We start from the raw sequence: 23,059 nt of genomic DNA, 5'->3' as shown, positions 1-23,059 counted from the left end.
ATTTTGAGAACAGGCACGTCACTCCAATTATTAATATGGTGTTATAGATCGACACCAAACACCTAATTAATACTCTCTATATTACATGAGCAAAGGATGCTGAAAGATGAATAGAAATAAGCTGATTTTGGCCTTAGTGTTACTGACATTCTTTGTAGTGTCATTTATCACTAATATACTTGGCCCTCTTTTCCCCTCGTTGGTCGCTGACTTTAATTTAAGCCTAGCGATAGCCGGTTTTCTGCCTTTTTCATTTTTTGCGGCCTATGGGGTTATGTCTATCCCCTCGGGAATGCTAGTCGATAGATTGAGTGAAAAACCAGTACTCTTTATGGCATTTATGATGGCTGCCTTAGGCTCATCTATATTCGCGATATCGCCAAATTTCTACATGGCCATGTTCTCACTATTCTTAATAGGAACCGGAATGGCCATGCTGCAAGTTGCGATTAATCCTCTATTGCGGGTGGTTGGCGGTGAGGAACATTTCGCCTTCTACTCAGTTTGTGGTCAACTTCTCTTTGGTGCCGCCGGTGCCCTTAGCCCTTTGGTTTACAGCAAAGTCGTGCTTGCCATTGAACAACCTGAGAGCGACAACCTGTTAATCAGCACGCTTCAGACACTTGTTCCTGCCAATATGACTTGGGTATCCATGTATTGGATATTCGCCCTCATCTCGTTGATGATGCTCATGCTGATCACCTTGCTTAAATTCCCTAAAGTAAACCGCAAAGACACCGAATCGGTCGGCGCCGTAAAAGTGTATATAACGCTGTTTAAAGATAAGAAAATCTTACTTTTCTTTATTGCGATTGCTGCCTATGTGGGAGCAGAGCAAGGTGTGGCCAATTTCATCTCGTTATTTCTCCAACGCTATCATGGTTTAGATCCGCTCACTGAGGGAGCTGGCGTATTAAGTCAGTTTTGGTTGATGTTAACCCTTGGCTGTGTGCTTGGTCTGGTATTGGTTAAGTTTCTAGACAGCAGACTTGTATTAAAAATCTTCTCAATGAGCGCTATTATTTCGCTCACAGTGGCGCTATTTGGCAATACCCAACTCGCATTAATTGCATTCCCATTAGTCGGCTTTTTCCTCTCAGTTATGTGGTCAGTGATCTTCTCACTCGCGCTTAATTCAGTAGCGAAGCACCATGGTTCGGTGGCAGGCATTCTGTGTACCGGGATTATTGGCGGCGGACTCGCCTCCCCCATCATAGGCGTCATCGCTGACATATCCGGCGATCTCCGTTTAGGCATGATCGTCGTTTATATCACGCTGTTTTATATACTCAGCGTGGGTTTTTGGGCAAAGCCACTGATTAACAATAAAACAATTAACCTGTTTAAGAACAGCAAACGAGAAACGGCTCAAACAAGTAGTTTATAAAAATTAACGAGTTGTTTATAAACACGAGCAACCATCTTAATTAATCTGCCATTTAAAAGCAGAATAACGTCTAGGTTTAATATGAGTTTTCCTTCTATTGTCACTCTCGATATTGGTGGCACTAAGATCAATGCAGGCCGTTACGTTGACGGTATAATTGAGTGTTCACATTCATTCGAGTTTTGTGCAGATGCAAGCTTGAGTGAGATTGAATCTTTTATTATTGACTGCATTGATTATTTTTTAATTCAAAGTACAACAGCAATCTGTGTTGGCGTACCTTGTATTGTAGATACTCAGCTAGGGGTGGTGTATGACGCAGTTAATATTCCCGCATGGAAAGAGTTTGCGTTAAAACAAGCCCTTGAACGGCGATACTCGCTCGATGTTTATATCAATAATGACGTCAATTGCTTTACCGCTGGAGAGCATAAATTCGGTGTTGGCCAAGGCTATAATGACATAATAGGCTTGTGTTTAGGCACTGGGGTTGGCGCTGGTTTTATTATCAACAACGCGCTTTATCAAGGGCACAATTGCAGTGCTGGTGAAGTTGGTGAGATCAATTACCTTACCTCAACATTAGATGAATACTGCTCTGGGCGATTTTTCGACATACACATAGGGGCTTCAGGGGCTGAACTTGCCACACAAGCAAGAGCTGGTGAAGCAAACGCTGTTCAAGCTTATCATCAATTTGGCCATCACTTGGCTCATGCAATCAGTCACCTTCTTCTCATTCTCGATCCCCAAATCATCGTCATTGGCGGCTCTGTCGCTCACTCATTTGATCTTTTTAAAGAGGGGCTTTGGCAGGGATTGGCGAGCTTTCCCTACCGCAAGGTTATTGAAAACCTGACCATTATACCTTCGAATAATAAAGACAGCGCTTTACTAGGTGCTGCCCAGTTGCACCTTAATGCCCATCCTCATAAACACGAGTGGGTGATGAGCGCAGTAAAGTAGGCATCTAAAATCGAGCCAGTTCTCTTGAAACGTCCATAACAATAAAAAGAGGAAGACAAATATGAGAAAGATCATAGTGACCAGTTTGCTGGCCATGTTATCGGCCAGTGCCCAAGCACAGAGCCAACAACACCAAGTAACGGACTTTGCACAGCAGCTTCAAGTCAGTTATGAGCTAGTAAACTCTTTACCGCAGCATTGTCCTCAAGATCAAGATAAGTGCTACTACTCTCGAATTCGTTTAACGACGCCTCAGACCTTAAATCTACAAGATTGGAGTATCTACTTCAGCCAGCTTACGCCAGTGATCCTCAATGAATCTTCACTGTTCGATATCCAACATATTAATGGCGATCTACACCGAATTACCCCAACAGATAAGTTCACCACCTTAACCGCCAACTCAGAGTATGAACTTACTTTTTACAGCCAAGGAAGCCAGATCACCCGTTCTGAATTCATGCCCAATTTCTTCGTTCACGTTCAAGGAAGTGAAGCTCAGGTGATCGACAGCACCAGAACCAAAATAGATCCTGAAACAGGCCTAGAGCTTCAGCCTTATCTTCTTCCTTTTACCGATAAAAATAAGCAGTTCAGAGTAAACAAGAACGACAACACCCAATGGGCTAATTCGGACTCCCTCTATCAGCAGATTAACTCTGTACCAGACAGTATCGATATCAGCGCTCAACTCATTCCTCAACCCACTTCATTGGTGGTGACAGAGGGTCACTCTACGGTCGATCTATCATTGGGAATAACATTAACAATAAACGGAGTAAGTAAGCGGTCACTCACCCCAGTAATCAATAGACTTAATCTACTTGGTGTGTCGACCAAAACTAAAGGTCTACCTGTTTCAGTGAACGTCTTGCCCAATGAAAGTGCCGAATCAACGCATTCTCGACCTAACGTGAGTCATCCAAAACCAAGTAACCTTGAGTATTATCAACTGAAGATTGATGCACAAGGAATAGAGATAACATCTCACAGTGACATTGGTGCTTTCTATGGTCTCATCTCTTTAGCTGGGCTCATCGACACTGAAAAACTGACTCTCCCCTACCTTAAAATTGATGACCAACCTAGGTACACATTTAGAGGATTACACATTGATGTCGCGCGTAACTTTTTATCGAAGGCCTTTATCTTAAGCACGCTGGATCAGATGGCTGCCTATAAGCTGAATAAACTTCATTTGCACCTTGCCGACGATGAGGGTTGGCGACTCGAAATCCCTGGCCTTCCCGAGCTCACAAGCGTGGGCGCAAAACGCTGCTTTAATGATCCTGATAACTGTTTACTGCCTCAGCTTGGCAGTGATATTACTGGCAGTAGCCAGAGTGACGGCTATTACAGTGTCGATGATTACACTGAGATTCTAGCCTACGCCAAAGCCCGTCATATACAAGTTATCCCCTCTTTGGATATGCCAGGGCATAGCCGCGCTGCTATTCACTCGATGGAAGCTCGATATCGCCACTATTTAGCCAAAGGCGATCAAGTAACAGCTGACACCTATCGGCTTGTCGAGCCAGAAGATAACACCCAATACAGCTCGATACAGCACTACAAAGACAACACCCTTAACGTCTGCTTAGACAGCACTTATCTGTTTATTGATAAGGTTATCGATGAAGTTCAGCAACTCCACCAAGATGCTGGAACACCGCTAACGACCTACCATATAGGCGCAGATGAAACCGCCGGAGCCTGGCTGGACTCTCCGGCATGTGATCGATTACGCAGTCATAAAAGTGAGCAAGTCGCAGGTTTACACAGCCTAAATGGGTACTTCATTGAACGTATCTCTGCCATGTTGGCCAAAAAACAGATAAAAGTGGCAGGCTGGAACGATGGCATGGGCGAGACACGAAAAGAGAGAATGCCGAAAGCCGTACAAACAAACTCTTGGTCACAACTTTACAGTGAGGGGCACGTCGCCACTCATCAACAGGCTAACTATGATTGGGATACCATCATATCCACACCTGAGGTCACCTACTTTGATTTCCCCTATGAGGCCCACCCTAAAGAACCTGGCAATCACTGGGCAGCCAGAAACATCAGCAGCAAAAAAGTGTTCGAGTTTATGCCTGATAATTTACCGGCCCACGCTGAATTATGGAAAGATATCAACAATCAGGCTTATCGCTCAGATGACACCAAAAACCCTTTACGCCAAGGTGTCAGATACCAAGGTATTCAGGCTCACCTCTGGAGCGAGATGCTGCGCAGTGATCGACAAGCACAATACATGCTTTTCCCTCGCCTGTTAGCACTGGCAGAACGCGCATGGCACAAAGCCCAGTGGGAACTTGAATATGATCACTCAGGCAAGGTCTACTTCAGTCAATCAGGACACTTCACCCAAGAAGCTGAACGAGCAAGAGAGCAAGATTGGCAACGATTTGCCTCGATATTAGGCCGCAAAGAGCTAGCGAAACTGGAAAAGGCAAAGGTCTTTTACCGTATTCCAACTGTGGGAGCCAAGCTTCAGCAAGGGATATTAGACATCAAGACACTCTTTCCTGGAATCCCGGTTGAATATCAGCAAACGTCCGGAGAGTGGCGACCTTACCAAGCAGGTGAAGCTGTCACATCGCCGCTAAAAATACGCGCTATGAGCCAAGATATGAGCCGCAAAGGCAGAACGCTTAACTTATGAAATCAGCCGTTTTGAACTAGGCCTGAACCGAGAAGAGGAATACATTGCTCAGGCTTTATTTTCTTAGGTTTTGCTTTAGGCTTGGGTTGTGGCTTAGATTTAGCCTCAGGCGTAAGGCTTGTGTCCTTCACTTTTTTCGGTGCTGTCATCTGCTCCTGCCACCAGCTTAGTTCATCACAGCCATCCCCCTTAGGTGGCTGTTTTTGATCTTCACACAGTTGATTCCCTTCGGGACAACTGAGTCTGACATGAATATGAGAAGAGTGGCCCCACCAAGGGCGCACCTTCTGTAACCAGTCAGAATTTGGGTCACGATTATCGCAAAGCTGCTGTTTGATCACTGGATTGACGAAGATACGGGCAACACGCTTATCGATGGCGGCGAGATATATCATGTTCTGATGGGCATCAGACCAATTTACGTTGACCTTAAAGGCTTTTCGATTGACGACATCTTGCCTTTGGGGAGCTTCACGTTCTTGAGGAGATAAGATTTTATCGGCTTGACGTAGCCAGATATCGACATCCAAACCAATTTGATGACTCCTGTGACCGAAAGTAAAATGGCCACCTCTTGGCATCGACATATCGCCGATAAGAAGATCACCTAAACCGGCTTGTTTCGTTTTTAATGAGTAGTCCTCAATAAAGCTAACCAGATCTGCATGGCCATAATATCGATTGCGTGTGGTACGAATAACCTGAAAACCCTCTCCAACATTTGCCAAGGCCACACCACCAGACAAACAGCCATTAGCATAGCTGCCTATTGCGCTGGGTTCTCCGCGAAAAGGTTCACTCACTTTCCCCCATGGATTAGCAGCAACCACAGAATCAATAAACAGCAGATAAAGGAGACAAGTTAGCGATAAACATTTAGCCATAGCGGTTCATACCAATCCGTATCAGAAAATGCGCAACACGATATCTAAAGCTATGCGCTTTCTAGCATCAAGTCCAGTTAACCTAGTCTAGGAGAGGAGTTAGTAGGAGTAAGTCCATGACTGACGCAATTCTGATGCAACTGCTATCATTTAGTTTGATGAATGATAGAATCAGTACCTATCTTAACGTTAACCCCCAACTAGGCAGTGCAATGAACCCAATTCTTGCGATCTTAAAAGAACACAACATCAGTGACACACAAATTAGTGAGTTGTTCCAAGCGATGACCGAAAACCCAATGATGGCCATGGGCATGATTGGCCAGTTAGGGATCCCACCAGAAAAGCTACAGCAACTGATGGGACTTGTGATGCAAAACCCAGCGTTAATCAAAGAAGCCGTAACTGAGCTGGGCTTAGATTTCTCTAAAGTTGAAGCAGCAAAAGCTCAACTAGAAAAGTAATCTTCAGTAAGAAAAAGGCCATCGATAAATTCGATGGCCTTTTGCCAAACGCTTAGCCTGTGATTATACCAATCGGTATAACCTAGCTAACGTTAAAAGTTTACAACTTCAACATCAGAACAGCCGCCATCAGCGCCACATACTTTGTAGCTAAAGCTTGTTCCGTCAGCATCTCTAAAGCGATCGGTATGACTACTATTCGTTGTTGTTCCAACTTCAACACCATCACGGTAAATAGTAAAGGTGCCTACGCTGTCCCAACCAAGTCTTACACGAACTCTTCCACTACGTGACTTATGAGAATTTTTAACTGTTAGGTTAAAATCAGTGACTTCGTCAACTTGAACATCGAACGTCTGAGTCGATACTGCTGTAGCTCCATCATCATCCGTCACAGTTAGGCTCACATCATAAGAACCAGATACAGTGTACTCATAAGAGGTCGTTTCACCAGTTCCAGTAGAACCATCACCGAAGTTCCAGCTCCAATCTGTAATGCTTCCGTCGCTATCAGTACTGGTACTCGTAAAGCTTGCCATACCTAAAGTAAAGCTCGCATCAAAGTCAGAAACAGGCGCTTCATTTGGAATATCGGTACCTTCGTAGCTACCAACAAGTGCAGCTCCGTCATAAGCAGAGTATGCATGAAGCATGACCCAGTAGGTTCCCTCTTGTGCAGGGTCTACAGGACAAGACTCATCATTACCACCACTATATGGACGACAATCATAGGTATCCATTGTTGGCGCTTCGCCATATCTCACATACAAGTCGCCATCACCAGTACCACCTGAGAAATCAAAAGATAACTCTGTCGCATCGGCAGGAACGGCCAATGTATAGTATGCTTTGCTCCCCGTATCGCCACTGACATCAACTGACTCGCCATTAACTAATACCGTCGGCTCAGGAACTGGCTCCGGCTCCGGCTCAACACAGGCTTCAACGCCTACAGCCATGAAGGCTGCTTCAACATCTGCAGTGCTATAACCTAGGTCCGACGCAGCATTTTTCACGCCACAAGCGCCATCCCAGAACTTACTATTTGCAGTCCAGTGAACCTGGTTAGCAACCACCATCACTTGGAATGCTGTTCGAGTATTCCAGCCATCCATGTGCGCTAATGTGTAGAACGCTTTGTTAAACACACCTGAGCTATAGTGGACATCCATACCATCATAGTAATCAGCCGCATCACCGATTGAATTACCATCAAGCGTAGGGTCTTCCATATAGCGCAATGCACCCTCGCCCTTGAAGATATCAGCACCGACTAGCCAATCGTTAGTTCCTTGCATAAAGAACTCAGCAGCTTCACCAGCCATATCTGAGAAGGCTTCGTTCATACCACCAGAACGTGCTGCATAAACTAGATTTGAGTTTTGTTGAGTGAAGCCATGACTCACTTCATGAGCTGATACATCTAAGCTCACTAATGGGTAAAAGGTCGTCGCACCATCACCAAATGTCATTGCTGAGCCATCCCAGAAGGCGTTCTCATAGCTATTACCATAATGAACACGCATGGTTAACTGGAAAGTCAGTGGAGCAGTGTCGTACCAATCGCTATACATGTTATAGATAACATTTCCGAAGAAATGTGCATCGTTCAGCGGTGCATAAGCGCCGTTGATTTCTTTAACAGTATTACGCGGGCACTCGTATTCAAAAGCGGTGCTGCCACCTGTACCGTGGTTAAGGTTAACTGTTTTTACATTTGCTGAATCCATGGTGCAATTGTCACCATCTTCAGTGACATCTAGGTAGCCAAAATCAGTTCCGTACTCATATTGCCCTGTTTTAACGTTACCGCCTGGGCCTGTTCCTACTTCAGCGTGAGTCAAACCTTCCCAACGCTTAAGGACTGATCCAGTTTTGGCATCAACAATCGTAAAAGGACGAGTCGGATTATCACCATATTGAACATATGATGTGATGTAGACCAAACGAGCCTGATTAGCATCATCTTGGTATACCCATAGATCAGCTTGCTCGTTATGGCGTTTAAGTTGAGAAGCTAATTTACTCTCACCTTTCATTGAAGCTGTTAACGCTTGCTTTGCAGAAAGCTTAGGATTAACGAAGCTTTCAGCTTGAGCAATGTTGTCCAACATCTTTCCCTGCAATCCTGAGTAAATACCCATGGAAGAGACATTTGAACTGATCGAATAACCAAATACAGGGACACCATAAAAATATTGCTGTAGGCGCTGCTTCGTCCCTTTCTTTCCAAGTTGAATCTCTTTTGCGACTTTAAAATCGCTGCCTTTTTCAAGTGAGATTGCACTATTAATATTGTTACTAGAGTGAATACTTTTTAGTTTTGAAACATCTACACTATTAGCAGCCATCGCTTGAGAACTTAACGCTGCTGAAATAGCTAGGAAAACCAATGAGATCTTATTATTTAGCATCATGCTGTTACCCATTAAATTTATATTTAGGGAGTTTGCTGCAAGAAATTACAGCTAACCTGGTGACATCCCGTTCAAACAGACACAACAAAAACATAGACTGACAATTTAGGAGGTCAAATATCGTTCGTTTCATCGTCGACCAAGTAACAATCATGTTGAATAATTGATACAAGTTGAAACAAACAACAATCCTATAAGCCAAAGGTAGAGGGTACAATCAGATGAAAGGGCTATCTTAGGGACAAAAAAGAACTAGGAGTATAAACTTTTGGGTAATGCGAAACGCTAAAACAAGACCTTAACCATGGGTCTAAGCTTATTATTTAAACAACCTACTTTATTTCAGGTTTAGAAATGAGAGATAGTGATTAGCTGGTCGATAGCATCCATATCTAACGCTGTAAAGCTAACAGATTAAAAAGCGCAGCGTCCTGCTGCGCGTACTAAATCACTTAATGAGACAATGACCGTAACCAATAAAAGGTACGACGGCAGACTAACGCTACGCACCTCATCTCTTCCACAAGGAAGAAGACCTTCCTTGGTGTCGTTAAATTTCAGCGGTTCATAAATACAACCCGCTGAAATCGATTAACTTTCCTCTTTGCGGTACATCCAACGATAAAGTGTTGGCAGCACGAGTAAGGTCAAAGCTGTCGAGCTAAACAGACCACCGATGATCACCACTGCTAGCGGCTGCTGGATCTCACTGCCCACACCACTTGATACCAAGATAGGGATAAGACCTAAAGCCGAGGTCAACGCCGTCATCAATACCGGACGCAGACGACCAACGGTGCCTTCATACACACTGGTGTAAAGGTTTTCACCAGCATTCGATCCAAGCTTCTCTTTTAACGCCGTCTGACGCCTTTGATTAATCGAGTCCACCAGCACTACGCCGTTGAGCACCGCCACACCAAATAGTGTGATAAAGCCGATAGAGCTAGGCACCGACAGGTAAGTGCCGCTGACAAATAGGGCAACCACACCACCAATTAACGCCAAAGGTACGTTCGCCATGATCAAGCCCACTTGTTTAATCGAACCAAATGAGAAGAAGAGTAACAAGGCGATTAATCCAATAGAGACAGGGACCACTAGCATTAACTTTTGCTGGGCGCGCTGCTGGTTCTCATATTGACCACCGACAACAACGGTATAGCCTGGCGGCAATTCAGCCTGAGGAATAATGGCATAAATGTCATTCACCACAGAGCCCATGTCACGACCAGAAACGTTTGCTTGTACTACGACTCGACGTTGAACATCATCACGACGAATATTCGGTGGTGCCATCTCAACTTCAACGCTAGCCACTTCGCCTAAACGCACTTTGGCACCGCTAACACCACTGAGAATAAGATCCCTCAGCGCATCAGGTGCGCTACGATACTTCTCGGCTAAACGTACATTGATATCGTATCGGGCATTACCGTCAATCACTTGGCCGGCACTTACACCACCAACCCCCTGACTCACCAGACTCATCACCTCATCGACACTAATCCCGTAACGAGCAAGCAGCTCTCGATTAGGACGAACCACTAATTGCGCTTCACCACTGACTTGCTCAAGGGAAACATCCACGGCACCGGGGATCTGAGCCACTAATGCGGTAAGCTTTTCACCACTTTGTGACAGCACATCAAGATCAGGACCGAAGATTTTAATCGCCAACTGTGCCTTCACACCTGATAGCAATTCATCCACTCGAGTCGCAATAGGTTGAGAGAAGGTAAACAACAGTCCAGGGAAGACATTCAGCTTCTCTTCCATCAACTTTTGCAGTTCAATACGATTCTCGGCAGACTGCCACTCATCAACAGGTTTAAGACCTATATAGATCTCGATGTTGTTAACGGGCTCAGGATCTCCCCCTAACTCAGCAGCGCCGATGCGGCTCAAGGCATATTCCACTTCAGGAAACTCTAGCAACATTTTTTCAAGCTTAGGCGCCACATTCAGTGATGTTCCTAGACTTGCTGTTGGTGCTAACGTCACTCGCAGGTTTATCGTGCCCTCTTCTAACTCAGGGACAAACTCTGTGCCTAAACGGGGTAACAGCGCCATACTCAGCACAAACAAGGTCACAGCGGTTGCCGCTACGGCTTTGGGTCTGGCCATTGTCATCGTTAATAAACGGCGATAAACCACTTCAATCGGTTTCAGTACCGGGCTTTCTCTTAACGTTATTCCACGTTTAAAGAGCAGCACTGCCAATGCAGGCACAGCAACCAACGCCACAACTAACGCAGATAGCATGGCTAAAATTATACTCACAGCCATGGGTTGGAACAGCTTACCTTCGACGCCCTCTAGCGCAAACAAAGGAGCAAACACCACAACGATGATCGCAGTGGCGAAGAAGATCGGGCTACATACCTCTTTCGCCGCCAACATCACTCGCATGACGATGCCTTCTTCAGAGCCAGCAACCAAGCCAACTTCACCCGCATGATGGGGATCTGACTCACCATCTGCTCGATCTTGTGCATCACTTAAATGACGTCTATCTGGTTGTGTCAGGTGTTTGAAGATGTTTTCAACCATCACCACCGAACCATCCACCAGCATACCGATGGCAACGGCAAGGCCGCCGAGAGACATCAAGTTAGCCGACATACCAAAGTAAGACATCACCATCAATGCAAGACAGATAGAGACAGGGATTGATAGCAGTACTAACAGCGTTGCACGTACGTTGACCAAAAATAGCGCTAAGATAACCACAATGAACACAAAAGCCATTAAGAGTGCATCACGCACTGTTGTCACAGCTTGAGTCACTAGATCTGATTGATCGTAGAAGACCTCAAAAGTCACACCTTCAGGCAGAGACTGCTCAACCAAGGCTGTTCTGGCATTAATATCATCAATGGTCGCTTTCGTGTTCGCGCCCATACGCTTTAAAATCACGCCGGCAACCACTTCACCTAGGTTCTGTGCGTTCCCCGCCTCATCACGACGCGTCATGGTCACCGCACCCACACGGATCTCGCTACCATAAGCCACATTCGCAATATCGCTCACGCGAATAGGTGTACCGCCAAACTCAGTTAACGGGATCTGGGCAATCGCCTGTAATCCCGTATCACCTGCGGGTAATAGACCATAACCACGCACCACTAACTGCTCTTGGCCTTGGTCCATAAACCAGCCACCCGCGTTGCGATTATTACTCTCAAGTGCCGTGGTGACTTGCGCCATCGACAGACCATAACTGAGCAGCTTATTAGGATCGATCTGCACCTGATATTGACGAACATCGCCACCAAATGAGAGCACTTCAGTCACACCGCTCACAGGCATCATGATAAGTTTGACTAAGTAATCATTCAGACTACGTAGCTCACTGGCATTGATGCCAGAATCTGGGCTTGCACGTAGAATATACTGATAGATCTGGCCTAAACCTGAGGTGTTTGGTCCAATTTCAGGCACACCAATCCCATCAGGGATCATTTCACGCGCAGCTTGTAACTGCTCAAACACCTGCTGGCGAGCAAAGTAGATATCCGTTCCTTCTGCAAACACCACAGTCACTAAAGACAAGCCAGTGCGTGACAGTGAACGAACTTCTGTTACCGCAGGTAAAGCGTACATTGCCGACTCTACTGGGTAACTAATCAGCTTTTCAACTTCTTCGGCTGCTAAGCCTTCGGCTTCGGTATTAACCGTCACCTGAACGTTGGTGACATCTGGAAAGGCATCCAGATTTAATTTGGGTAACATGGCAATACTGGCCACCGCAATTGCGATTAATCCTAGTACCACCAATAAACGGTTACGGATCGCAACCTCAATCAGTCTCTGTAACATGAGAGAGCCTCTTTCTATTCAAGAATTTTTTGGGTAAAAACTATTTAGCAATAGTCATTAGTGGTTATGAATATCAAAACCAGACTTCGCTAATTCAGAGGCGAGGAAAAAGGCGCCGGATACCACAACCTTACTCCCTACCGCTAATCCACGAACCAGGTTCAAGCCACGCTGGCTTTCTACCACTTCAACCTCAAACGCTTCAAACCCCTCTTCACCTTGAATAAAAACCTGCCAATCACCATCTCCACCACGGGTTAATGCTGCATCAGGTAGAACAAAACCCGTGTCCTGAGAATCAGGTAAATAGAGCTCAGCAAACTGACCCGCATGGATCACATGGCCTGGATTTTCCAGACTCACTAAGATCTGCTCAGTACGCGTCACACTGTCTATCTCATGAGAACGCCCGATAATTTTAGCTTCGATGTTTTTATCACCCACACGTACCAGTGCCATACTGCCGACGCTGACTTTTTCAGACTGAGTTGGCGTCACTTGAGCTTCAACCCACAGATGAGACTCATCAGTTAGCTGCATTAACGCTGTGCCCGCAGGCACTATTTGACCTAACTTGGCCAAATCTTGCTGAACGCGTCCCTTGATTGGCGCTAATAATTGATAGCGACCGATAGTTGCAGGGTTAGACTCTAACGTTGAGATCTGTTTTGAAGTCATCTTCATCGCTTCTAAAATCGCACGCTTTAATTCAGCATCGACCTGCGCTTGAAGATAACGACTGGCACTCACCGCACTCTTACTCATACGGCTAACTCGGCTCCACTCAGCAGCTGCATTAATGTAATCAGCCTGAGCCTGCGCAACCGCAACGCCACCTAATGTCAGCAATGGCTGGCCTTCTGCCACTTCTTGCCCTGGAACCACATGACGCTGCTCAATTTTGACATCAAGTTGCGGTGCTAAAGTCATGGTTCTGTCACGGTCGACCACTAAGGTCGCTGTTGCCACTGCTTCTAAACTAAACGAGGCGACAGCAAGCTGTTCTACCTTGATATCTGCAAGTGTCAATTGTGCATCTGATAACACGATTGGATGAGACTCTTCCTCTTCAACTTCAGCGGTGCCGTGACCGTGTCCATCATCGGTTTGCACTGTCGACTCACCTTCATGATCATGCTTATCTTCATCAAGATGTGCTGTCTCTTCGACATGTAGCTCTGTGGCAGTGTGCTCATGCTCGTCACCAGCAAATGCAGTGGTTGGGATAGAAATAACCGTTGCGAGTGTGATCAGTAATCCAAATCCCATTGCCTTAGCAATCGCCTTGGTAATGACGTTAGTCTCGCTGATGTTCAAATTTGTATTGTGTTTCATATTGATAAATTCCAATCTAATTAGTGAGCAAGAGTGCTGCGATTAGCAGACCCATTGTTAGTGGCTACCGGAAGCTGTGCGCTGAGGAAAACCTCTAACTGCCCACTTGCTCCCATCCACTCAAGCCAACTTGAGTACAGTGCAGTTTCGAGTGACAACCCCGCTAAAAAACTACTCGAAAGCTGACGCTGACTTTGCAGATAATCACTGGTATTGATATCGCCCGCCTTCCACTGCTGGCCTAAGGCCGATGCTGCTTCTTGCCCAGAATGAAATACCAATTCACGCCATTCTTGATAGCGCTCAGTGAGTCTTGGAAGACTTAGATTGAATTTTTTCTGTTGTTGGATCAGCACACGTTCCCGCGCCAAATAGGTCTGTTCAGCAACCGCGATTTCTTGACTGGCAACCGCTAACGTATCGCTGTAGTTATTACGAAACTGCAATGGAATAGACAAGCCAATACCGAGCTTATTCTCCTCTCCCTCGCGTTCAGCACTCAGGCTGATGGTTGGATCGGCTGCGGCATTGGCTTTCACTTGGCTCGCGGCGACTTTTGCTAATAACACCTGCTGATAAGCACTTTTAAGAGCTGGGAGTTCAGGGTCTATTTGCGCAGACATTGTGGCGACTGTCAGGGTATCTAAAAAGCCACTAAACGGCTGTTCGTTACTGCCCAACAGCATCAACACTTCAGCATCTGCGGTAATAGAAGCCAACTCGGCAACCGCGTAATCCGCCGCTTTACTGGCAACATCAAGCTGAATTAACTGCAATTCAACAGCTGATAACTCACCCACTTGCATCTGTTGCTGGGCAATATCGAACTGTGATTTCGCAGATTTAAGCTGCTGCTTTTGAAACTGTAATGCTTTGCTCGCCTGAGATTGTTCCACCAAAGCTTGCACTGAGTTAGCCAACATCTGACTACGCTCTAAGGCGATATCAGAGAGCAAGATTTCCGCTTCCAACTGAGCTTGACGGGTTGCTGCGCCACGCTTATCACCCCAATCAATGGTCTGGCTAATATCCAGTGAGTACGTGTCTTCGGAGGCATTTTGATAGCCGATACCTAGCTCTGGGTTATACACAGCTTGATCGGCGGCATTGATTTTCATCAGTGCTTGGCTGCGTCTAACCTCTTGAGCTCTAACTTCAGGGAGGGCATTGAAATCTTGCATTAGACCCGGTAACCAGGTGCTAAAGTTGCCCTGTTGGTTCTCCACTAAGGCAGATCCATTCAGATCCGCACTCGTGCTTAAGTCTGCGGCTTGAACATGCAGTGATCCACTCGCCACATAGGCAAGCAGTAAACTGGCAATTATGGTTTTTTTCATCGTATTTCCTTTCCCCAAAAGCTGACGATGCATGCTAAGACCCGTGTTTAAATACAGGTTCAGACGCTAGGCTAAATAGGGGGTAAAAAAGTGAGGCGCAGCTAAACGACTAACGTCGGTTCATGCTGTTCCATTATGCTTTTTAGATGCTAAAAATTAGCTAAGGTTATACGATTGGAGGGCGGTGATTTAGAACACCTTCGGGAGGAAGGTAACGAGCAACGCTGGCAATCAGCGCATCTCCCTTAGGAATGGAAGGCATCACAGTCGTGATAGACATCGCAGTCACATGACCGCCATGACACTGGCAATCAAGGCAAAGATCAAAAGTCTGGGTCTCGGTTTTACTCACAAGGTGATTGTGCTTAGCACCCAGAATATCTAAGGTTTGATCTGTACTTGCATCGCTCACGGATGGTAGGTCAAAATCTGTTTCGGTGCTGCAGATGCAATCTACGCATTCCGCTAAACTGGTGACCTGTGCAGTAAACTCAAGATGGGGATGGTTTTCGCTTTCGTCTTCATGATCCCCAAGATGCAACTGATGCGCGCCTAAGTTGGCGACTGCAAACTGCAGTAACACAACGGCGATCAACATGACGGCGATCTTATGGGTGAGTTGACGAAAATAGTGTGGCAAACAATCCCTTATTAAATATAAAATCTAGGTTCTAGGTTCTAGGTTCTAGGTTCTAGGTTCTAGGTTCTAGGTTCTAGGTTCTAGGTTCTAGGTTCTAGGTTCTAACAATCAGACTGGCATTGTATTCAAAAGTTCAACAGACACAATCATTTCTGTTCACTACCAAGTGTAAATTATCTAAAATTTAGATCTCGGTACACTTTAATCAAAAAGTGTCTGATGGACTTATTAGCTTACTTAAATACGCAGTGTTTTGCGTAATCAGCTGCTTCGTTACCAGACCAATCACCCTTGTCTTTCTCGCTCATCTGTTTACACCACTTGTCACTGCCCACTTCAGGGGCACAACCACTTAAGCTGATCGCGAACACACCAGCCATCAATACAGAAGCCGTCATAGAAAGCGTTTTAGTTAACTTAGTCGATAAAGACATGGAATTTTCCTTAAAGTATTGTCGCTATCAGCATTTCCCTAACTGATAACGTGAGACATTCACAGCAAGCTCATCAGTATCATGATCCCACTCGTTAACTAAATAGAGTAAACGATTCAGTTAAGAATACAATATTACTTCTCTAGCCGTGCGGTTATCCAAGTGATTGCCTGGGATTTCTCCTCAAGGGGAAACCACGCCACATCACTTTGCATAAACGGTCCCATCAGACGCACGGCATTACCGAACCAGTCTGGACCGCCGACAAGTACTAGTGCTTCGAATTTCTCCAATTGCACTTCACCACTGCCAGTTAACGAATTAGCATCCCAACCTTCGAGCAGAACATCCGCTTCAACATAAAGAAAGACCTGCCCCGCCTCTCCGTGATACTGTTCAATCAAAGGTTTCAGTTTTTGCTGATAGTCAGAACTTGAAAGCCGTCCGCTAGCAAAAAGACTTATTACACCCTCAGCAATATCAGGGATTTTACACAGCATAAAAATACTCCAAACGATTCAATCTCATATACTCACTTCCCACCACAAAAGCCTCTACCACAGCCCTATTCAGCTATCCTGCGGGAGGTCTGAAACCTGAATATTGCGCTAACTTTGGGATAAATAACAGATATAAACAACAGGGACAGATATCAGAGAATGCCGATAAAACAGCAATCATGAATAAAACCAATTAAGTATGCGAATACATATTGGTATAAGATAACTCATCCCGAAGCTAAAGTAGTTTGCCATGATTAAAATTTCAAATAGTGTCTCCCTTCAAGAAAATGAAATTGAATGGCAATTTATCCGCTCAAGTGGCGCCGGTGGCCAGCATATTAATAAGGTCTCCACCGCCGCTCAGATCATCTTCGATATCAACGCCTCGTCACTACCTGAATTCTATAAAAGCGCCCTGCTTAAGAAGGCGGATCACCGCATCACCAAGAGCGGTAAAGTCATCATCAAGTGCCAAGCCAGTCGCAGCCAAGACTTTAATCGTCAAACTGCGCTAGCCCAGTTTATTGAGCTCGTCGCCAGTGTGGGAATCGTGCAAAGAAAGCGTGTCGCGACGAAACCCACCAAGGGCAGCCAACGCCGCAGGGTAGATGCTAAAAAGCAGAAAGGGGCAACAAAGGTGTTGCGCCAAAACAAGGATTTTTGACACTTGTGAAATAACAAGTTTGGGAGTATTTTTGGTTGGGTTCATTTAGGGTTTTGGTATTTAGCTGGCCTGCTGGGTAGCATAACCTTAATCGTATTTATTGCTTGCAGCAGGTGCCGTGCAGGGATGCACCAATGTCGCAGTGGCAGGATGCCAAAGAGCGACCTGATGTGTAGTTACTTCTGTGAGACGCTATAAATATATCCCTATACGCTCTGCGGTTTCATCCCTGAAACCGAAGCGCACAGCCGCATCTACATCGGATTATTCATCTCTCCTATTTAAGTTTTATCGTTATGACTCATTTGTTGACCTATTTATTGGTCTTTTACACATTCACTAACAATAACGCCATAATTAGAAATGTCTTTTCGCACCCCTAAGAAAATGTTCCACGTTCCCTTTATGACTTTAGCTATACCTTTTATAAAATCACCACAAGATATATCGAAGCCACCACTCTCCTTTAAAGCTACATAGCTACCAAGTTTAATGGACTTATCATAATGCTCTTTTGCTTTAGCTATGTCAGGCTGAACACCATACCCATAACGGTATATACGTGCTAGCATCAACGTGGCAACTAGCCCTCCCTTGTTAGCAGCCTTTAAGTACAATTGCTTTGATTGTGCATAGTCTAGCTCAACACCAACACCGAAAAAATATAGCCTTCCTAGAGCAGTATAGGCATACATGTCATCGTTTAAAGCAATCGCTTTCTTATAATAAATTACCGCTTGTACAAAGTTTTGTTCAATAGTTTCTGATGTTGGCATTTCATACAGCCGACCTATTTCAACCAATGCCTCATCGATCCCACTTTTAGCCATACTTTTAAACAAATATATAGCTTGATCGTACTTACTTTCACTCACCAGACGTATAGCATCATCCCATAAAGAAAGTTCGTCATACTCTAGATGCATTATCGAACCCTCTTAAGTTTATGTTTCCCCAAACCCTGAAAAATATCGCTCTCTCTTACTTTACGAACTGCTTATTTATGTCTAAAAATCGGGCCTCCATTGCTAGGTACATCGTGGCCCATTGCAAGACCGATTAAAAGAGGATGGGTCCATTCCATTATCTACACCTAAGTGTTTATCTCTTCGATTTAGGTTTTATCGTTATGATTCATTTATAGAGAGAAACCTTTCAGAGCTTAAGCTCTGAAAGCAGCGATTGCCATTAGAGAACGTAGGTAATCAGATATAAGTTAACGCTTAGCTAAAGGGTGTGCGTCAGCACATCCAATGAAGGCCGTATTTTTGGTCGAAACGAATTTAAGCTTATTGTTTTGCACTTACTTCAACTCCAAGTTTTGAGTTAACAAAATTTTCAATATCAGCTTTGAATTGACCTACATTAAAGTCTGACACAGACCTTGGAAGGTCGTCAAAAGTAGATAGCGAATCAATAAGTTTAATTGCAAACACTCTAGTTGATTCATCATCCGTAGATTGGATAAAGCTAGCGTATTCATCATCGCTAAATTTCATATCATATGAGAAGTTATTATTACTAGTAATGGAATCGCCACTAAGTAATTTAACTTTCCTATTTCTAGTAAATCTAGGCTTCCTTTCCTTATGCCAACTCTCGTAGCCAGGCACTAATTCATTACAAATAAAGCCGATAGTAATACTTAGTACTCCCTGACCATAGTTAATTGGCTTAAGGAATTTCGAAAGGTCAGCCATGAAGTCGGAGACTAGCTTAACTTTAATATTTGATTTAGCATCAGCCTCAATTCCAACACCAATTTCCATTTTAATAGATACCTGTATTGCATGACGAGCCTGTAGAATTACTCGTTTTTGATTAATTTTTAACACAATACAACGACACTATCGAAGTTTCTACGGCAATTCAATTTTTCACTTCGCTTGATTCTTCGATGAGTTTTTTTGTGGAGGTTGTAGTTTAGGCTAACCTGAATGGTTTTATGAGCTTGTTACATGGATATCGTGGCAGATTTTGAAGGGATAACGCCGCAATCAGCGGCGCATAGGCTGGCGCTGTTTTTTGCCGGCTTTTTCTCTTAGCAAAAACGGTGACAGCCGTTATGCGTCCTTTGCTTGTTTTTGTTATGCATTCAGCTTGAAAACCCTGTCGTGGCTAGGATTTCATCACTAACTTCTTCATGAAATGTACTACTAGAAACTGATTCAAAGTAAAAATTGGCAATACCAATTTTTGAAGAAATTACTTTGGTAGATGCAAACCGCCCCTTAGAAGATGACTCCTTGAACTTAGCGACCCAAGCGGCTTCATATTCTTTGATTTCTGTTTCGCTAAACTGAATATCAGTTTCAATTTTTGAAGACTGCTCCTGTCTAGTTTTGATGAAATCATTCAAAAACTGTCCTTGTTGAGAATGGTTTGTTTCTTGAGAGTAGTAAAGCACAGATACCATCAGCCGATGGCTTCCATCATGTGACTCGTATGTCCACAAATTTTCTTCAGTGGAATAAGATACAAGCTTCCATGTATCTGGAATTGCCACTCTGAAATCAACTTGCTCATGTGCCACAGCAGTTGCCCCAAATATTAAGCCAGCGATAAGTCCGATAAGTTTCTTCATAGTATCCTGATGCATAACGCCTCACTAGGAGGCAATATTAGTTGGTTAAAATAAGCGACGAAGGAACAAAAACCAACTGTTATTTGACCTTTTGAGTGACTTGTTGAACGAAGCAGCTCTGCGGCAGAAGAGATAATAAGCCTCTTTGTTCTACCATCCTAAATACTTTCTAGAGGCTACTAATTGAGGTTGCCATCCTAAAGAAAAAGACAGGGCATCCATATTTTTTTCTTTTTACACCACGAACTTCCTTTGATTTACCTCCATCTTTTCTCCGTGAACTCCGTGTAGCGCAGCCTCCGTGGTGAGAATGATCTTTGCTTCTTCCTTAATACCACCAAGATAAAAGCTATTCACCAAGGAGGGCCGCGGAGAAGTGCAACAGCAACAACTAAAGCCTTTATCTCTTGAATTTATAGCAGCCCGCCCTTCATCGCTTAAGTTCAAAAGAATGGATCCCGGAACAAGCCCGGGATGACGGCAATGGTAAATGCTCAGTTTTGCTTTTACTGTAAGCCAAGCGTTCCTGTAGCCATAGGCTATTTCGTGAGCAACGCGTTCCGTACTCAAGTGAGCAGCCCTCGCAGGGTAAAGCCATGGCTAATAAGCGAGAGCTAGGGCTAGCGAACTGGCCGTTTAACAGGGAGGTTATTGGAAACCGTAAAGCGGCCATCAATAATCACGAATTATTATATCCCGTAATCTCGCTCTACTTTTGAAATACGAACTTTAAAAGATTCATACCAAGACTTACGACCCGTTTTTTGAGCTTCTAAGTGCTCTGAGTTCGCTTTCCAATTTTTAATTGAATCGAGATCTGCCCAGTAAGAAACAGTTATACCCACATCTTCTCTTGCTGATTCTATACCCAAAAATCCAGGTTGCAGTTCGGCTAGCTCGACCATTCTATCTGCTATTTTCCCATAACCGTTATCCCCCTCGGTTCTCGTGGATGTAAAGATCACTGCAAAATATGGAGGTTTAGGTGTATTAGCGATGACTGACATTGGTACTCCTAGACATATAAACAGCCTGTAGAATTACTCGTTTTGTTCAATTTTGCACTTAGATATATTTTGTGATGATTTTTTAGCAAGGGTTTACCTTCAAACTGGATCCAGGAACAAGCCAAGGATGACGGCGATGGCAAATCCTCAGCTTTGCTTTTACTGTAAGCAACGCGTTCCTGTAGCCATAGGCTATTCCGTAAGCAACGCGTTCCCTACTCATGATAAGTCGCACGCGACGTTCGTCTCAGCTTTTACTCGCAGCAAAGCCCTCTAGCAGTGAGCTTGCGAACGTTCTCGCAGACACCAAGTGCCGTTCTAGCAATCCCGAGCGCCAAGACAAAAGCTATTCACCACAGAGAACACGGAGGGCCACGGAGAGAAGCAACAAACAAAAGCTCAGAGCATTAAAAAAGATCTAACCCTGGTATTGCAGCCTCTTTAGGATGCAGGCAATGGTACAAATATATCGCTAGGCCAGCATCGCCGGTCCATAAGGTGTATCGACCTTGTCCATAAACTAAACGGGCTTTCTGACACTGCTCAATGGCGTGTATGGCGAATAGTCTTGCTCTCTCAAGCCACATTGAATCACCTGTCCTTCGGTATAGATATAACAAAGCGTAACCGTTACCTGATGTCCCGTGGCAGATATTAGCCCCTTTTACCAAAGGGCCTGCTTGCCATACGAGTTCACCAGTTTTTTGCAGTAAACGATCCAGTAATTTGGAGTATTGAGAATCATCTTGCGGTGTCCTTGCCATCGCTGTAACAATTCCTGCCGCACCGTGACACCATTGCACAAGTAACTTCTCAATATTTGGCTTGGTGCAGAGTTTCCAGTTCGCTAAGTTATCATCTTGTTCCACTGAGATATTCAGTGTAGAAATCGTACGTTTCAGGATCATTGCCCTAGGGTCATTTGGCAGTAAGTCGACACCTTGTAGCAATATATTGGCATTACCAGTTAAACCGTGACACGCACCATAATAATGGCGCTTAGGGCCGAATACTTGGCTTTGCCAAAGCCACTCTCCGGTATTTGTATCCAACTTCCAATTATCCAATAATGTCTTTGCGCCTTTAACGTACAACTCTTTCCAATGGTTTTCACCGGTTTTACGATACAGCGCCAACGCCCCATGCATCATGCCGCTTTGCCCAGAAGTGATCTCATACAGGGGTAGTTCTAACGTCGCTTCCATGCAACGTATTACGCGCCTTGATAACACCTCGTTATTAGACTGAGCTAACATAGCAGGCATTAATATCCCAAGCTCACCAATTTGTAAGCCGGGTTCAACTGAAACATCAGGGCTTTTCAAAAAAGATTGGTAAACGGTTTCTAATATGTCTGATAAATCTGTAACCCTATAACCGTAGCGACTTAAGATTTGTAATACGTGAATAGTTCCGGCAGCTCCTGCGTATGCTGACCATTTAGGGCCAGCATTAGGATAACTTTCCGCATCAAGCGGATGTGTAGGCCAGCAGGACTCGGGCAACAGCGAACGCTCAATATCATCAATAATTGTTAATATTTCTGCTTCTACAAAAGCATCATCCCATAAACACTTGGTCAGAGGCTCGTGACGAGATTGATCAAATAACATAAATTTAAGCCACTTGGTTACGTTTAATTGGCTCAGGTTCAATGTAACTTGAAAGGTGCTTAGACACTTCAGTAGCAAGAACTTGACCGCCAAATGGACTCACTGTAACCCCAAGCACAATAGCGGTGAATAACTTAAAACTCATCATCATTTCCTTATTAGATTTATTTCATTTTAGCGACTAATGAAATCGAACCAGGGATTATTGATTCACCACCCACAGTACACCCAACAAGTTAGCAACATTCAGTTGCACTATCAAAGCCTTTCCATCTCTTGAAGCTTTTACTCGTAGCGAAGCGTCCTCGTAGAAAGTTTGCGAACATTCTCGCAG

Annotated in this window: 19 protein-coding genes; 5 read left to right on the top strand and 14 right to left on the bottom strand. The window is 44.6% G+C overall.

Translation table 11 applies throughout. The features are described from left to right. Positions 1-106 precede the first annotated feature (106 nt). From FN961_RS00275 to FN961_RS00265, 3 genes are all read left to right on the top strand, one after another. Positions 107-1,387 (top strand): MFS transporter, encoded by a 1,281-nt coding sequence (locus FN961_RS00275; protein ID WP_143562552.1) that lies wholly within the window; start codon positions 107-109, stop codon positions 1,385-1,387. An 81-nt stretch (positions 1,388-1,468) separates the two neighbouring features. Beyond that, complete coding sequence (locus FN961_RS00270; RefSeq protein WP_143562551.1) at positions 1,469-2,353, top strand: ROK family protein; 885 nt, start codon at positions 1,469-1,471, stop codon at positions 2,351-2,353. Between the two features lie 61 nt (positions 2,354-2,414). After that, entirely contained in the window at positions 2,415-5,021 is a 2,607-nt protein-coding gene (locus FN961_RS00265) for a family 20 glycosylhydrolase (protein WP_143562550.1), read from the top strand. Positions 5,022-5,023: 2 nt separating this feature from the next. Here FN961_RS00265 and mepA read toward each other — a convergent pair whose 3' ends face one another. Further along, positions 5,024-5,905 carry a penicillin-insensitive murein endopeptidase gene (gene mepA, locus FN961_RS00260; protein WP_143562549.1) on the bottom strand — a complete coding sequence of 294 codons (882 nt, stop codon included), beginning with the start codon at positions 5,903-5,905 and terminating at the stop codon, positions 5,024-5,026. A gap of 212 nt (positions 5,906-6,117) precedes the next feature. Here mepA and FN961_RS00255 point away from each other — a divergent pair, with 212 nt between their 5' ends. Continuing rightward, positions 6,118-6,369, top strand: coding sequence for a DUF2999 family protein (locus tag FN961_RS00255; RefSeq protein ID WP_143562835.1), 252 nt, complete (start codon positions 6,118-6,120; stop codon positions 6,367-6,369). Positions 6,370-6,461: 92 nt separating this feature from the next. Here FN961_RS00255 and FN961_RS00250 read toward each other — a convergent pair whose 3' ends face one another. The 7 genes from FN961_RS00250 to FN961_RS00220 all read right to left on the bottom strand — a co-directional run bounded on the left by FN961_RS00250 (position 6,462) and on the right by FN961_RS00220 (position 16,854). Further along, positions 6,462-8,786 (bottom strand): M4 family metallopeptidase, encoded by a 2,325-nt coding sequence (locus FN961_RS00250; protein ID WP_143562548.1) that lies wholly within the window; start codon positions 8,784-8,786, stop codon positions 6,462-6,464. A 591-nt stretch (positions 8,787-9,377) separates the two neighbouring features. Then, positions 9,378-12,608, bottom strand: a complete 3,231-nt coding sequence (locus FN961_RS00245; RefSeq protein WP_143562547.1) for an efflux RND transporter permease subunit — start codon at positions 12,606-12,608, stop codon at positions 9,378-9,380. A 57-nt stretch (positions 12,609-12,665) separates the two neighbouring features. Then, positions 12,666-13,943 carry an efflux RND transporter periplasmic adaptor subunit gene (locus FN961_RS00240; protein WP_143562546.1) on the bottom strand — a complete coding sequence of 426 codons (1,278 nt, stop codon included), beginning with the start codon at positions 13,941-13,943 and terminating at the stop codon, positions 12,666-12,668. Positions 13,944-13,963: 20 nt separating this feature from the next. Next, entirely contained in the window at positions 13,964-15,280 is a 1,317-nt protein-coding gene (locus FN961_RS00235; protein ID WP_143562545.1) for a TolC family protein, read from the bottom strand. 166 nt (positions 15,281-15,446) lie between these two features. Then, positions 15,447-15,920 (bottom strand): hypothetical protein, encoded by a 474-nt coding sequence (locus FN961_RS00230; protein ID WP_143562544.1) that lies wholly within the window; start codon positions 15,918-15,920, stop codon positions 15,447-15,449. A gap of 233 nt (positions 15,921-16,153) precedes the next feature. Further along, positions 16,154-16,318, bottom strand: coding sequence for a DUF3012 domain-containing protein (locus FN961_RS00225; RefSeq protein WP_229814731.1), 165 nt, complete (start codon positions 16,316-16,318; stop codon positions 16,154-16,156). 170 nt (positions 16,319-16,488) lie between these two features. Next, entirely contained in the window at positions 16,489-16,854 is a 366-nt protein-coding gene (locus FN961_RS00220; RefSeq protein WP_143562542.1) for a SpoIIAA family protein, read from the bottom strand. A gap of 253 nt (positions 16,855-17,107) precedes the next feature. Between FN961_RS00220 and arfB the strand changes: the two genes are divergently transcribed. Continuing rightward, positions 17,108-17,521, top strand: a complete 414-nt coding sequence (gene arfB, locus FN961_RS00215) for an alternative ribosome rescue aminoacyl-tRNA hydrolase ArfB (protein WP_143562541.1) — start codon at positions 17,108-17,110, stop codon at positions 17,519-17,521. 317 nt (positions 17,522-17,838) lie between these two features. Here the strand turns inward: arfB and FN961_RS00210 are convergent, their stop codons facing one another. The 6 genes from FN961_RS00210 to FN961_RS25695 all read right to left on the bottom strand — a co-directional run bounded on the left by FN961_RS00210 (position 17,839) and on the right by FN961_RS25695 (position 22,870). Then, complete coding sequence (locus FN961_RS00210; protein WP_143562540.1) at positions 17,839-18,447, bottom strand: tetratricopeptide repeat protein; 609 nt, start codon at positions 18,445-18,447, stop codon at positions 17,839-17,841. Between the two features lie 363 nt (positions 18,448-18,810). After that, on the bottom strand, positions 18,811-19,290 hold the full coding sequence (locus FN961_RS00205; protein ID WP_143562539.1) for a hypothetical protein: 480 nt from the start codon (positions 19,288-19,290) through the stop codon (positions 18,811-18,813). Between the two features lie 326 nt (positions 19,291-19,616). Next, positions 19,617-20,105: a hypothetical protein gene (locus tag FN961_RS00200; RefSeq protein WP_143562538.1), complete on the bottom strand. Its 489-nt coding sequence runs from the start codon at positions 20,103-20,105 to the stop codon at positions 19,617-19,619. Positions 20,106-20,794: 689 nt separating this feature from the next. Continuing rightward, entirely contained in the window at positions 20,795-21,112 is a 318-nt protein-coding gene (locus FN961_RS00195) for an antibiotic biosynthesis monooxygenase family protein (RefSeq protein WP_143562537.1), read from the bottom strand. 407 nt (positions 21,113-21,519) lie between these two features. Continuing rightward, positions 21,520-22,725 (bottom strand): lanthionine synthetase C family protein, encoded by a 1,206-nt coding sequence (locus FN961_RS00190; RefSeq protein WP_143562536.1) that lies wholly within the window; start codon positions 22,723-22,725, stop codon positions 21,520-21,522. 4 nt (positions 22,726-22,729) lie between these two features. After that, positions 22,730-22,870, bottom strand: a complete 141-nt coding sequence (locus FN961_RS25695; RefSeq protein ID WP_185972669.1) for a hypothetical protein — start codon at positions 22,868-22,870, stop codon at positions 22,730-22,732. Positions 22,871-23,059: the final 189 nt, after the last annotated feature.

Origin of the sequence: Shewanella hanedai (assembly GCF_007197645.1) — a bacterium.
Lineage (GTDB): Bacteria > Pseudomonadota > Gammaproteobacteria > Enterobacterales > Shewanellaceae > Shewanella > Shewanella hanedai.
This window is presented reverse-complemented; position numbering and strand designations above follow the sequence as displayed.